The organism is Actinomadura sp. 3N508, from assembly GCF_044326375.1.
Taxonomy (GTDB): Bacteria; Actinomycetota; Actinomycetes; order Streptosporangiales; family Streptosporangiaceae; genus Spirillospora.
Genome location: NZ_JBIRAX010000006.1, coordinates 170724 through 184218, shown reverse-complemented (window position 1 = coordinate 184218; position 13495 = coordinate 170724). Strand labels below are relative to the sequence as shown.

11 protein-coding genes are annotated in these 13495 nt (G+C 71.2%); 2 read left to right on the top strand and 9 right to left on the bottom strand.

The window, feature by feature from the left end; genetic code table 11:
- The first annotated feature begins 111 nt into the window (after positions 1 to 111).
- On the top strand, positions 112 to 2910 hold the full coding sequence (locus ACH34S_RS22575; protein WP_395954724.1) for a family 20 glycosylhydrolase: 2799 nt from the start codon (positions 112 to 114) through the stop codon (positions 2908 to 2910).
- Positions 2911 to 3050: 140 nt separating this feature from the next.
- Here the strand turns inward: ACH34S_RS22575 and ACH34S_RS22570 are convergent, their stop codons facing one another.
- A complete protein-coding gene (locus ACH34S_RS22570; protein ID WP_395954723.1) occupies positions 3051 to 3494 on the bottom strand; it encodes a mannose-6-phosphate isomerase in 444 nt (147 codons plus the stop codon).
- The gene (locus ACH34S_RS22565; RefSeq protein WP_395954722.1) at positions 3491 to 4147 is read right to left on the bottom strand and encodes a TetR family transcriptional regulator; all 657 of its coding nucleotides are present in this window, start codon (positions 4145 to 4147) and stop codon (positions 3491 to 3493) included. The genes ACH34S_RS22570 and ACH34S_RS22565 overlap by 4 nt, the downstream gene beginning before the upstream one ends.
- 168 nt (positions 4148 to 4315) lie before the next feature.
- On the opposite strand from ACH34S_RS22565, the gene ACH34S_RS22560 reads away from it, so the two are divergent.
- Positions 4316 to 5395, top strand: a complete 1080-nt coding sequence (locus ACH34S_RS22560; RefSeq protein ID WP_395954721.1) for an isoaspartyl peptidase/L-asparaginase family protein — start codon at positions 4316 to 4318, stop codon at positions 5393 to 5395.
- Here ACH34S_RS22560 and ACH34S_RS22555 read toward each other — a convergent pair.
- From ACH34S_RS22555 to ACH34S_RS22525, 7 genes are all read right to left on the bottom strand, one after another.
- Positions 5355 to 7514 carry an ATP-binding protein gene (locus ACH34S_RS22555; RefSeq protein WP_395954720.1) on the bottom strand — a complete coding sequence of 720 codons (2160 nt, stop codon included), beginning with the start codon at positions 7512 to 7514 and terminating at the stop codon, positions 5355 to 5357. The two genes, ACH34S_RS22560 and ACH34S_RS22555, sit on opposite strands and share 41 nt — an antisense overlap.
- A gap of 176 nt (positions 7515 to 7690) precedes the next feature.
- The gene (locus tag ACH34S_RS22550; protein ID WP_395954719.1) at positions 7691 to 8329 is read right to left on the bottom strand and encodes a DUF4360 domain-containing protein; all 639 of its coding nucleotides are present in this window, start codon (positions 8327 to 8329) and stop codon (positions 7691 to 7693) included.
- A gap of 501 nt (positions 8330 to 8830) precedes the next feature.
- A complete protein-coding gene (locus ACH34S_RS22545; RefSeq protein ID WP_395954718.1) occupies positions 8831 to 9637 on the bottom strand; it encodes a DUF4232 domain-containing protein in 807 nt (268 codons plus the stop codon).
- The gene (locus ACH34S_RS22540; protein ID WP_395954717.1) at positions 9591 to 10397 is read right to left on the bottom strand and encodes a glycosyltransferase; all 807 of its coding nucleotides are present in this window, start codon (positions 10395 to 10397) and stop codon (positions 9591 to 9593) included. The genes ACH34S_RS22545 and ACH34S_RS22540 overlap by 47 nt, the downstream gene beginning before the upstream one ends.
- Positions 10398 to 10840: 443 nt before the next feature.
- Positions 10841 to 12046 (bottom strand): oxygenase MpaB family protein, encoded by a 1206-nt coding sequence (locus tag ACH34S_RS22535; RefSeq protein ID WP_395954716.1) that lies wholly within the window; start codon positions 12044 to 12046, stop codon positions 10841 to 10843.
- The gene (locus tag ACH34S_RS22530) at positions 12039 to 13028 is read right to left on the bottom strand and encodes a polyprenyl synthetase family protein (RefSeq protein ID WP_395954715.1); all 990 of its coding nucleotides are present in this window, start codon (positions 13026 to 13028) and stop codon (positions 12039 to 12041) included. Before ACH34S_RS22530 ends, ACH34S_RS22535 begins: the two co-directional genes overlap by 8 nt.
- On the bottom strand, positions 13021 to 13263 hold the full coding sequence (locus ACH34S_RS22525; RefSeq protein WP_395954714.1) for a hypothetical protein: 243 nt from the start codon (positions 13261 to 13263) through the stop codon (positions 13021 to 13023). Before ACH34S_RS22525 ends, ACH34S_RS22530 begins: the two co-directional genes overlap by 8 nt.
- Positions 13264 to 13495 lie beyond the last annotated feature (232 nt).

Here is a 13495-nt window from a genome sequence, read left to right as displayed (position 1 = left end):
CGTCAAGATCCGGTGCTTGTCCGGAGGCGGCCACCGGCACTGCCTGCGGGTTCACAAATGACCTGGTCAGAGGCCGGGATCTTGGCAAATTATTAGGATAGTTTCCTATTTATGCCGAAAAGACCAGCGGCCGTGCTGACGGCCGCCGCGCTCACCGCGGCCCTACTTGCGGCCGTCCCGTCGAGCGCGGCGTCGGCGGCCTGCAACCCGGACCCCCGCGATCTCATGGTCACCTACCAGCCGGTCGACCACACCGTCGCCGACGCGCAATATCACCTCGCGCGACTGACCATCGACAACAACGACAACAGCTGCGCCCTTGGCAGCGCCGGATGGGCGCTGTACTTCAACGGCGTGCGGCAGCCGACCGCCGTCCTCGCGGGCGAGGTCGGCGACATCGGCCGCAAGCAGCTCGCATCCCAGGGCCTCGCCGTGGCCCGCGCCGACGCCGCGCAGAGCGGCGACTTCTACGCCCTCAAACCCGCGGACGGTTTCAAGGCGATCGCCCCCGGCGAGCGCCGCGAGATCGACATCTACTTCGAGGTGTGGGCCGTCCACAAGTCCGACGCCCCGAGCGGCTGGACGATCGCCTACAACGGCGGCAAGCCCGCGTGGGTGCCGGCCAAGTCCCTCCTCGACCCGACCGACCCCAAGCAGACCAAGGCGTTCTCGGGCGACAAGCGTCCCGTGGAGACGGCGGCGACCCGGTACGCCGAGAACACCACGCCGAAGCTCGACCTCACGCTCCAGCAGAGCCTCGTCCCGCAGCCGCTGTCGGCGAAGTCGAACGGCGGCACGATCGCGATCGGCGGGGCCTCGCCCGTCACGGCCCCGCGCGAGCTGAGCCGCGAGGCGGGCTACCTGCGCTCCGCGCTGAAGGACGTTGCCCGCGGGCGGGGCGCGCCGATCTCGCTGAGCGTCAACCCGAAGCTCGACGTCGACGGTGACGGCAAGGCCGACGCCGAGGGCTACACGCTCAGCGCGACCGACAAGGGCGTGCAGATCGTGGGCACCGACGCGGCCGGGGTGCTGTACGGCATCCAGACGCTGCGCCAGCTCATCCCGACCGGCGGCTACAAGACCGCCGCGCAGGGGCACCGCGCGTGGAACGTGAGCGTCCCGCAGGCCGAGATCGCCGACGCGCCGCTGTTCGGTTACCGCGGCCTGCACATCGACACGGGCCGGCACTTCGAGTCCAAGCAGACGATCCTGAAGTTCCTCGACCTGATGAGCTTCACCAAGCTCAACAAGCTGCACCTCGGGGTCACCAACGACGAGGGCTGGCGGCTGGAGATCCCCGGCCTGCCCGAGCTGACCGACTTCGGCTCCAAGCGGGTGCACGACCTGCAGGAGAAGGACGGGCTGCACCAGGGCATGGGGTCGGTGAACGACCTCGGCGGCGGTGACGGCGTCAACGGCAAGGCCCGCAACGAGACCGAGGCCAACCTCGGGCAGCGGCCGACCTACCAGGGCTACGAGGACAACACCCTGAACTTCGTCGGCAAGGGCAGCGGGTACTACACCGTCAAGGACTTCGAGGAGATCCTGCGGTACGCGTCCGACCGGCACATCGAGGTCATCCCCGAGCTGAACTTCCCCGCGCACGCCCGCGCGGCCGTCCAGTCGATGGAGCGCCGCTACCAGAAGACCAACGACGGCACCTACCGGCTGCTCGACCCCGAGGACACCAGCAAGCACGTCAGTGTCCAGTACTACACCGACAACCTGGCGAACCCGTGCCTGGCCAGCACGTACACGTTCCTGAACAAGGTCGTGTCCGAGGTGGCGAAGATGTACGGGCGGGCGGGCGTCCCGTTCAACCGGCTGAACCTCGGCGGCGACGAGCCCCCGGGACCGCCGGCCGGATGGTGGTCCGGATCGCCGGCGTGCAAGAAGAACCCCGACACCGAGGGCAAGACCGGCGAGCAGCTGAAGGAGCTCTTCTTCGGCCGCTACAACGAGATCGCCCAGAAGCACGCCAAGACCACCGCCGGGTGGGAGGACATCACCGACCCGACCCACAAGTTCCGCCTCAAGAACTTCGCGCCGCTGCCGTGGCAGAACGTCTGGGGCTGGGGACGTGAGGACTGGGCGTACCGGTTCGCCAACGAGGGCACCCCGGTGATCCTCGCGCACGCGACGAACCTCTACATGGACCTCGCCTACAACAAGGACCCGGACGAGCCCGGCTACTACTGGGCGGCACTGGTCGACGAGGAGAGCACGTTCACCTACCAGCCGTACAACGTGTACGCGAACGCGACCTCGGACCGCTGGGGCAACCCCGTCACACCGAACCCGGACTGGACGAAGCTGACCGCCGAGGGCAAGAAGAACATCCTCGGCCTCGAGGCCCAGCTTTGGGCCGAGAACGGCAAGACCCCCGGGATCCGCGAGTACCAGGCGTTCCCCAAGCTCCTCGGCGCGGCCGAGCGTGCCTGGAACCGGAACACGCCGGCGCCGGAGAAGATGGGCGAGGCCTGGAACGTCTTCAACAACACGCTCGGCCAGAAGACGTTCCCGCTGCTGTCGTTCTACAAGCCGGTCGGGATCTACGGTGACGACGGCGTGAACTACCGCATCCCGCTGCCGGGGGCGAAGATCACCGACGGGACGCTGACGGCGAACGTCCGCAACCCGGGCCTGGAGATCGAGTACTCGACGGACGGCAAGACCTGGCGGCTCTACACCGGGCCGGTCAAGGTCGGCGACACGGCGCTGACCCGTACCCGCAGCGCGGACGGGCGCACCAGCCGCATCTCGCCGGTCGGCGTCGGCAACTGGCAGGGCGTCGAGTCCTACCGGCCCGGCGACCTCGTCCGGCACCAGGGCGAGCTGTACCGGGCGACGCGGCCGCGCAGCGGCAAGGAGCCCGGCCGCACCCAGCACTACTGGACGCTGCTCCGGTAGCCCGCCCGATCCCCTGTAAGGCACGCGATTTCCGCAAGGCAAAGGCCCGGTCGTCCGCTCTCCGGACGGCCGGGCCGCTCACTTCGGGCCCGCTCTCCCAGGCCCGCGTCTCAGCTGAAAGGGCGGCGGTCTCGCCTCGGTCAGGCGCGCCCGTACTCGTCTTCGAGGCGCTCGATGTCGTCCTCGTCGAAGTGCCCGAACGCGATCTCCATGACGCGCACCGGCGGGCCGTCCGAGCCGAGCCGGTGCGTGTCGCCGGCGCGGATCAGGACCCGCTCCCCCACCTCGGGCAGGATGCGCCGGCCCGCGACCTCGAACACCGCGCCGGGGTCGAGCGCCACCCACATCTCGTCGCGGTCGCGGTGCCGCTGCAGGCTGAGCCGCTGCCCCGCCGCCACATGGATGATCTTCACGGTGGACGGCTCGTTGAGCGTGAAGCGCTCGAAGCTCCCCCAGGGCCGCCGCTCGGTCTCCACGTCGGGTTCCGGACGCGGGGCGGGCTCGGACGGCGCCTCGGGCTGGGGGCGCGCTGCCGGTTCGGGGCGCGAGCCGGTCTGCGAGGGGGCATCGGTCTTCACAGTCACCTCGGGGATCGTGTCTTGTCGGACGGCTGCGGGCCGCGGGCGCCGGACGCGGCGGCCGGCAGCCCGCCGAGGACGAGGTCGGCGAGCCCGTCCACGACGGTCTCGCGCGGCACGTCCGCGCCGTGGTCGAGCCACCAGTCGCCGGCGGTCTGCACCATGCCGACGATCGCGTGGCCCCACACGTAGGCGCGGGCCCGGTCCGCCATCTCGCCCTCGGCGATCATCACCTCGGCCAGCTCCCGGCTGACGTCGCGGATCATCGTGCTCATCGCGCTGTGCGTCGCCGTGTCCTCGGCGCTGGCCCGGTGCATGAGGAAACGGTAGAGGTTGAGGTTCTTGGAGATCGTCGCCAGGTAGGTGTCGATGGTGGAGCGGGTGCGCACGCGGATCGGGTCGTCGCGGGAGAACTCCGCCCGGATGGCGTCGATCAGCTTGCGGGTGTGCCGCTCGGCCAGCGCCTGGTACAGGCCGCTCTTGTCGCCGAAATGACGGTAGAGGATCGGCTTGCTGATCCCCGCCTCGGCGGCGATCGCGGCCATGGACGCCTCCGGTCCCTCCCGCTGGATGACCCGGTCGGCGGCCTCCAGGAGGGCACGCCGGCGTCCGGGATCGCGTCTGGTCCCCGGCGCCGCCCCGCCCCCCGGTCTCGTCATGGATGCACGGTATCGGCGGGTGTTACCCGGCGACAACACCGCCTGGCCTGCACGGAAGACGCGCCCCCATGCCACCCCCGGTCACCGATGCCCGGTTTGGCATGATTTGCGAGTGTGCCGGAGCCGCGCCCGGGGGGACGATCGAGGTCATCACCGAGGAGGTTCCCGATGCCGTCTCCCAAACGTTCCGTCCTGATCGCCGCCGGCCTCGCCGCGCTGGCCACGGGGCTGTCCGGCGCCCAGCTCGCGGCGGGCGCCGCGGCCGTTCCCGCCCAGGCCCCCGCGCCGGGCCCCGGCGTGCGCGGCGTCGTCCTCGCCGTCCACGGCGGCGCGGGCTCGCTGCCGCGCGGCAGCCTGACGCCCGAGCAGGAGAAGGCCTACCGCGACGGGCTCACCCGGGCCCTGCGCACCGGCTACGAGCTGATCAAGGACGGGAAACCGGCGCTCGACGCGGTCGAGAAGGCCGTCAACGTCCTGGAGGACGACCCGAACTTCAACGCGGGCAAGGGCGCGGTGTTCAACACCGACGCCGAGCACGAGCTGGACGCCTCGCTCATGAACGGCAAGGACCGCAGGTCGGGCGCGGTGGCGGGCGTCCACCACACCAAGAACCCGATCTCCCTCGCCCGGCTGGTGATGGAGAAGTCGCCGCACGTCTTCATGGCGGGCGAGGGCGCCGACGACTTCGCGCTCCGCAACGGCGTGCCGTTCACGCCGCAGGACTACTTCTGGACGCAGCGCCGCTGGGACCAGCTCATGGCAGCCAAGGGCAACCCGCCGGCCGCCGCGTCGGGCGCGAAGGCCGAGCGGTCCGAGGCGGGCGGGACGGTCGGGGCGATCGCCCTGGACGGCGACCGGAACGTCGCGGCGGCGACGTCCACCGGCGGCCTGACCAACAAGCAGGCCGGGCGCGTGGGCGACTCCCCCGTCATCGGCGCCGGGACCTACGCCGACAACCGCACCGTCGCGGTCTCGTGCACCGGCACCGGCGAGGTCTTCATCCGCGGTGTCGCCGCGCACGACATCTCCGCCCTCATGGAGTACGCGCGCATGCCGGTGACGAAGGCGGCCGCGACGGTCGTCAACCAGAAGATCCCGGCGCTCGGCGCGACCGGCGGCGCGATCGCGCTGGACGCCCGCGGCACCCTCGCCGCGCCGCACAGCACCAAGGGCATCATCAACGGCTACGTGACCAGGGACGGCGAGATCACGACGAGGCTCTACGACGACGAGACCCCGCCGGAGTAGCCCGCCCGGAGGAGCCGGTCACCGCGCCGGACGGGGTCTCGTCCAAGGCGTCTTCGAGCGCGTCCGCGAGGGGTAGCCGCCCGCCCTCCGCGAGGGCGGCGCGGTACCGCTCCGCACCGAGCGCCTCCATGGCCTTGCCGGTGTGTATCTCCCTCAGCAGCGCGTGATGGGGGCCGAACCAGGACGTCTGCGTGCGCTCGCGCAGCCGGTCGGCGGCCCCCAGCAGCCTGATGGCGCGGTCGGGCTCGCCCTGGCTCGACATGCACGCGGCGATCGCCTCCAGCGCCAGCGTCATGCCGAGCCCGTCGTCCAGGTCGCGTTTGATCCGCAGCGACGCGCGGAGCCGCTCCATCGATGCCTCCAGGTCGCCGGCGAGCCAGAGCGCGAGCCCGCCGACGAGCATGCCGTACGAGCGGACCCACAGCTCGCCGCGTTCCTCGCCGGCGCGCACCGCGCGGTCGGCGTGCTCGGCGGACGCGGCGAACTCGCCCTTGAACAGGTGCGCGACGCCGCGGAAGACGTCGACGAGCAGGAGGAGCACGTCGTCGTGGCCAGAGCCGCGATATCGGTTGTCGGCCGTCGTGAGCAGTTGCAGCGCGAGATCGAAATCGCCTGTGAAAAGGGCCTTGATGCCCTGGCCCGCGTAGGCGAGCGCGATGCCGGGCCGGTCGTCCTCGGCCTGCCCCTGGGCCAGCGCCCGGTTCAGTAACTCATCGGCCCGGTCCAGATCGTTCTGGAGGGTCATCACCAGGGCGGCCACCGCGAGGCAGCCCGACCACCCCGGGCCGGTGGTGTCGCGGGTCTCCAGCACCCGGTCGAACCACTGCCGGCCCTCGCCCAGCGTCCCGCGCAGCGCCCACAGGCGGCCGAGGGCCTCCACCGCGTCGCGGAGCCGCCCGGGCTCCGCCGTCGCGACGCCCTCGCCCAGCAGCGCGCGGATGTTGCCGCGCTCGCCGTCGAACCACTCCAGCCAGCGGGCCTGGGACGCGCCCGCCAGCTCCCGGTGGGCGCGACCGAGCAGCCCGGCGTACCAGGCGAAGCAGCGGCGGCGGAGCCGGTCGGCCCCGCCGAGCTCGGTGAGGCGCTCCGCGCCGTACTCGCGCAGGGTGTCGAGCATCCGGTAACGGGCCTGGCCGCCGCGGTCGGCGCGCTGCGCGATCGACTTCTCGACCAGGCCCGTCAGCGCCCCGACGACCGCCTCGGACGGCAGGCCGTCCCCGGCGCACACGTTCTCGGCGGCGTCGAGGTCGAAGCCGTCGGCGAACACCGAGAGCCGGGCCCACAGCAGCCGCTCCTCGGCCGAGCAGAGTTCGTGGCTCCAGTCGACCGCGGCGCGCAGCGTCTGGTGCCGCCGCACGTTCGTGCGCCTGCCGCGGACCTGGAAGAGGTGGGTGCCGAGCCGCCCGAGCACCTGGTCCAGCGAGAACGCCCGCAGCTGGACGGCGGCGAGCTCGATCGCCAGCGGGATGCCGTCGAGCCGGTCGCACAGCCGGGTGGCGGCGTCGCGGTTGCCGTGCGTGAGCGTCCAGCCCTGGACGGCCGCGGCGGCGCGCTCGGCGAACAGCCTGACCGCATCGCATTCGGCGCCGTCCGGGGCGCCGTCCGCGGCCGGGCCCGGACGGCCGAGCGGCGTGACGACGACGGTGTGCTCGCCCATCACGTCCAGCGCCTGGCGGCTGGTCGCGAGGACGTGCAGCCCGGCGGCGGTCCGCAGCAGCTCCTCGGCCAGGATGGCGCACTCGTCCAGCAGGTGCTCGCAGGTGTCGAGGACGAGCAGGACCCGGCGGTCGGCGAGATGCTCGGCGAGCCGGGCGGCGGCGTCGCCGTCCTGCTCGGTCAGCCCGAGCGCGTCGCAGATCGCCTGCGCCAGCAGCGACGGCTCGGTGAGCCCGGAGAGCCCGACGAAGTACACGCCGTCGTCGAAGGCGTCCCGCACCTGCGCCGCGGCGCGGACCGCGAGCCTGGTCTTGCCGACGCCGGCGGGCCCGCTCAGCGTGACCAGCCGGTGCTCGTCGAGGAGCCGCCGCAGCCGGGTCAGCTCCGCGTCGCGGCCGATGAAGCTGGTGAGTTCCGCGGGGAGCCGTCCCGTCTGCCGTTCCAGGATCGCGTTCGACGCCATGGCCGCCTCCGAGTCCGCTCCCGCCGGAAGCCCGGCTACCAACGACATCCTGGATTGTATTCGCATCACCACGCAGAGCAACTGCGATCGGCGGATTATCAGTGGTCGCGGCCCCACAACGGGCCGCGCCCGCGTCCTTGCGGGACGCGGGCGCGGATGCGGCTAGGCCGTCTGGGTCAGCACTTCTTCCAGGCGAACTGGTAGATGGTCCGCACGCTGCCGTCGGCGGAGTCGAACGACATGAAGCTGGTCTCCTTGCCGTCGCCGCCCTCGACGCGCAGCTCGGTGTTGATGTTGAAGTTGCGGTTCTCACCGCACGGCTTGTAGACGAGCTCGGCGACCGGGGTCCGGTCGGTGAACTGCCAGTTGCCGGAGGTCTTGCCCTTGACGGTGTGGCTGATGGCCGTCGACTGGGCCATGCCCTGGTGGTAGTAGTTCGCGCGCTCGGTCCCGGTCACCCCGGCGCCCAGGTACGCGAAGCCGCGGTAGTCGGCGCTGGCGATCGCGTAGGTGAAGCCCTGCGGGATGTGCACGGCCAGGCTGAGCTGGCAGTTCTTGCGGAAGTCGGTGGGCTTGGAGTCGCCGCCGCGCTGCGCGGTGTAGTCGCTGTAGGTGACGGTGAACGCGGTGTTGTCGCTCGACGGGGCCACGGCGGCGGTGCCGGCGGGGCACCCGGAGCCGTTCACCGTGAGGACCTCCATGGTGATCTTGCCGGGGGGCGGCGGGTCGTCCGTCGCGGACGCCGCCGGGGCCGCGACCACCGACAGCGCGAGCGCGGACAGGCAGGCTGCCGAGGCGGTCAGACCTTTGCGCATGGTCTTTCTCCTTCTGAGTGGGGGTGACACGGGGTTAAGGGGACACGCGCACCGGCGGTCGCGAAAAAACCCGCGAGGCCCTCGCACATACGATTCCTTTTCACTGGAATTCAATGCTCTCCGGGGCGACAAGCAGGGCGACCGCCCGGCAATTCTTTGCGCCCCTGAACTCGCCGAATAGACGTGGGAGCCAGGAACCGGTTTGAGCTTAACCAGGGCATCCCCGAATCTCAATCACCAGTCTTTAACTTCGCTATACTTGAATAGAATTGGAGACTCGGGGCTGCAGCGTTCCATTTCATCAACGGCAATCGAACACGCAGTAAATTTCCACTCGGGAACGTTCCATCGAGCCGAGCCGGCTCAACGGCCCCCGAACGCCACGCCCCCCGGGCACGTTCGGGGAGGCCGGACAGAACCCCTGTCGCAGCCGTGACTGGACGGCCGGCACGGACGCCTGAGACGGACGGCCGAGAGCGGACAACCGGCACCCGGAACGGGTCAGCGCGCCGGGTCCTTCTTCCAGGGGCTGACCGCGAGCTTTCCGGTGGTTCCCAGATCGAGTTCCGGAGTGACCATGACGGGCCTGGCCCCGGGCTTGGCCCTGACCCTGACGTAGGGGACGTTGACCGCCGCACTGCCGGCGTCGGTGGTGTTGCGCCACATCAGGCCGCTGCCGGCCGTCTGGCCCGGCGCCAGGACCACCGGCCGGGCCGGGGCATCGAAGTCGGTCACGGTGGCGATGCCGCCGCTGCCCTTGAAGATCTTGACGGCGGGAACGGGCTTCCTGTCCTCGTCCAGGAGCTGAAGGACCGGGAAGCCGTTGAGGTGATAGGCGCGGGTCCCGCAATTGGTCAGGCGCAATCCCACCACGCGCAGCCCCATGGCGGCGTCTCCGGCGTCGACCGTCAGCCGCACACCGGAGGGCGGGCAGGGGCCGGTCTCGGCCGGAGCCTCGGCGGCCGGGACCCGCCGGACTTTGGCGATGCGCACACGCCCCTTATCGCCGCGCAGGTCCGGCGCGGAGCCGCTCAGGCGGACGGCCCGCCTGACGGTCTGGCCCGGCCCCACGTCGGGCACCGTCTGCTTGGTGTTCTCCAGAACCGCGCCGGAGCCGGACACCGCGTCAAAGGTGATGGTGTAGGTGAACGGTTCACTCTCACGATTGGCGACCTCGAACTCGGCGGAGATCACCGGGGGCGTCTCCTGGTGGGACCAGCCGCTCATGCCGATGATCCGCACCCCGTCCCGCGCCAGTTCGTCAGGGGCGCCGGGAAGCGCCGTACTGCCGGACGAGGTCGCGTTCACGCCGCCGACCGCTGACCCGCCCTGCGTGCCACAAGCCGTCATGAACACGGCACACGCGAGAACGGTGGACAGTACGTGGACCAAAGCGGGACGCATCCAGCCATCCCACCACAAGTACGAGGATGCAAGGACAGCGCCGTCCGGCGGGAAGGCCGGGCGAGCGGGCCGTCAAGCGGACCGGTTCAGGGCGGAGGCCCCGGTCCCTGAGCGACTGCCTGCGCGCCAGGTCGAACGACTCGACGGGGCAGGTGACGAGGGCCACGTCCACCCCGGCCAGCAGCCGGACCACCTCAGCGCGGCGGTGCACATGCCCGTGGAAACGGACGGGCAGCGCCTTCCGGTCCGCGAGCGAGCGGAGCGCGGTGTGCACCGGCCCGCTGCCCATAACGTCAAGGTGCACCGGAACGCCGCGCCGCCGCAGTTCCCGCACCGTCGCCATTGCCAGGTCGGGACGTTTCTCACTGGAGAGCCGCCCCAGATGGACGAGCCGGAACGATCCGGAGCGTCCGGCCGTGTCGTCGGTGGGACGGAAAGTGGCGAGGTCGACGCCGAGCGGGACGCGGTGCAGGTGGGGCGTCCCCACCCGGGCGAACTCGGCCGCGGCGAACGCCGAGGTCGTCACGACCGCGTCGAACATCGCGGCGAGCCGCCGGTTCCGGCGGTCGGTGACCGGTTCCACCGGGAGGCGGCCGGGCAGGTGCGGCGCCAGGATCGCGTCCAGGAGCCCAGGGCCGCGTGCTATTTCATAAGCTGCGACCACGGCCAGAAGTCCGGCGCCCCCTCTTCCTGGGCGGCGCGTCCGGTCAAGCACGACTCAGCTTCGCCAGCTCCCGCCGGCGCCCCACGAACGGTTCCGCCACCCAGCCAGTGTCACCCAGCCCCGATCACCGGGTCCCGCGAATCAGGCCCTCGCCGCGTGACTGACAGCCACGACATTTTCCAGCAATGAGTGAGGTCGATTGGAGCCGCCAGTCGTGGTGCTGGAGGGAGCGCTGCCAGTCGGCGGACTCGAATGGTTCACCCTCTTTGATCCTGCTCGGAGGCAAGGACTCCGCGCAGTCCCCCGGCTGATTGCTGGGCATCGCGTGCACGTCCATGACCCCCAGACGGGTGCCGGACGACTTGCTCCGGGCCCGCGGTCCCGTCCAGCGCCGATGTGGCGGAAGCGGTTGGGGGGAACGACTGCCCTTCCCGAGGCGGGTGTTAGGGGTGGTCGATGGGTGGGGGTGGGGTCCAGCGGTTGGTGGGGGTGGGGATGCCATGAGCGGGCTTGAGTTCTTCGGGGATGGCGTAGTGCATGACGCGGCCACGAGTCAGTGAGGACAGTTCCAGATGCGTGATCAGGCGGCCGAGGCGGTCGGAGATTTGGGCGGCCCAGGGGCCGCGGTCCTCGAAGCGTTCGATGGTGTTCAGGAGGGCGGGCGCGGTCTTGACGAGGGTGTCGAAGCGGGAGCGGGGGACCTGGAGCCAGTCGGCGGCGGTGTCGCCGATCAGGTAGCGGATGAGGGCGGGGACGAGGGGGTCCAGCAGGGTGCCGGGGACGACCTGCTCGTACATGTCGATCAGCTGCCGGGTCAGGTGGGCGCCTTCGGGTGAGGGGCCCATGTGCCGCAGCATGTACCGGTCGGAGAACTCGCGGGCGGCCTGCAGGTCGGGCGGGATGTCGTCGGGGTCGCAGCCGAGGATGGCGCCGACGACCGTCCAGGCGTAGTAGTAGGCGTCGGCGCCGCCGGGGGTGATGTGGACGCCGAGGCGGTGCAGGGCGTCCAGGACCTGGATGCTGAACATCATCAGCCCGCCGAGCATGTCCTCCTGGCAGATCGCCACGGGTTCGGGCCAGCGATCTTCCTGGCGCAGGTGGCGGCGGATGGTGGCGTGCAGCAGCCGGACCTTCTGCGCGGCGGGCAGGAACCGGCCGCCCGCCTCGAACGCGTCGGGTTGCATGAGGTAGACGGTGAACTGGCCGGTCTCCGCCATCCGCCGCGCCGGGTAGTCCAGCGAGTGGGTGGCCGACAGCAGCCTGGCCACGTGCGGGACGACGTAGCAGGCGGGCATGGACGCGAACGACAGCGCGGTGGAGATGTGCACGTCGTTGTCGATGAAGAACTGCCGGGCTCGTTCCATCGTCGCCCAGTCCACCCAGTCGGGGGGCGTGGCCGTGGCTTGCAGGTAGTCGCGGGCGGCGGCGGGCAGACCGTCGGGCAGGTCCTGCCCGGAAGTGGTGAACCAGCGCATCAGCGTGTTGAACCGGGGAACCTGCCCGCCGGTGAACAGGGCCTCGACGGTGGCGTCGGCCAGGTCGTCGCCCTTGAGGCGCAGTGCGTCCAGGTGGGCGTCGGTGTAGCGGCCGGTCGAGGCGGCCGGTCCGGTCCGAGTGGACGAGCCGGTCCGGTCGGCGGGTTCAGGCATCTGCGGTCACCTCGGCGATCAGTCGGGTCAGGGCGGCTGCGGCTTCGGGCGGCAGGCGCACGTGTTCCAGGGCCGCTCGTGCCGCGCCGGCACGGTCGTCGATCATCCGCCGGATCTGGTCGCGGGCGCCCGCGCGGTGCATGATCTCCCGGATCTGCGCGCTCTCCTCCTCCTGGACGGGAGCCCGCAGCAGTTCCTGTAATCGGGCGCGGTCTTCCTCGTCTGCCCGCTCCAGCGTGAGGGCCAGCAGCGCGGTGGGTTTTCGGCCGGCCAGGTCGTCCAGCGGCGATTTTCCGGTGTCGGCGGGGTCGCCGAACACTCCCCACAGGTCGTCGCGCAGTTGGAACGCCTCGCCCAGCGGCCGGGCGTAGGCGGCCAGCGCGTCCAGCAGCGCCGGGGCCGCGCCGCCCAGGACGGCGCCGATCCGCAGCGGCCACTCGATCGTGTAGGAGCCGGTCTTCAACCGCACGACCTGCAGTGACAGGGCCACGTCCGGTGCGGCCCCGGTCCGCAGGATCTCCAGGCACTCGCCCGCGATCAGCTCCCGGCCCATCGCCGTCCACGCCGACACCGCCCGGGCCAGGAACGTGCGCGGCAGCCCGCAGGTGTGGAACAGCTCTCCCGCCCATGCCAGCAGCAGATCACCGATCATGATGGCCAGGCCGTCGCCGAGCCTGGCGTGCGCGGTGACCCGGCCGCGCCGCAGCGGGCTGCGGTCGATGATGTCGTCGTGGACGATCGCCGCCGCGTGGACCAGTTCCAGCGCCGCGGCCGCCCGCACCATCGGCTCGGCGTCGGGCTGTCCGGCCGCCCGCCACCCCCAGTAGCAGAACGCCGGACGGATCCGCTTGCCCCCGGCGACCGAGGCGCGCAGTTGCTCGGCCACCGGCGCCAGCTCGCCGTCCAGCGCCGTCAGCGCCCCTATCTCGGACTCGACGAACTCCGCCAGGGCCCGGTCGACACGGATCCGGAGGTCACCCATCGGCCCGGGTGGCGCGCTCGCTCACCCGCCGGGCCAGCACCTCCATGTGCGCCGGCGGCGCCTGTGCGGTCCGCCGTAGCGCCAGCTCGCCCCGCGCCCGCAGTTCCTGCCGCACCTCGCCCAACCCGGGTAGGCGCCGCACCACGCCCCGCATCCCGCCCATCACCACGTCGGCCGCCCCGGCCGCCAGGTGGAGCACCTCGTCGCGCGCCCGGGCATCCTCGCCTCGCACCATCGCAACTCACAGTCATATGGACGACACCATCCGCAATATCAACTCACTTCTGGCCACGTCCTGCCATCGACCCGTCACAGTTCTCACCATCAGGTGAGAACACGCTGGCGCCACATGCCACTCCGCTGCCCGCGTGGTCGCCTAGGCCACGAGTGCCGCTGCTTGCCACTGTCCAGATATCGAGAGGCGCGGCACCTGGCTTGGCGCGCTGCGGTCGCGGCCTACATGGACG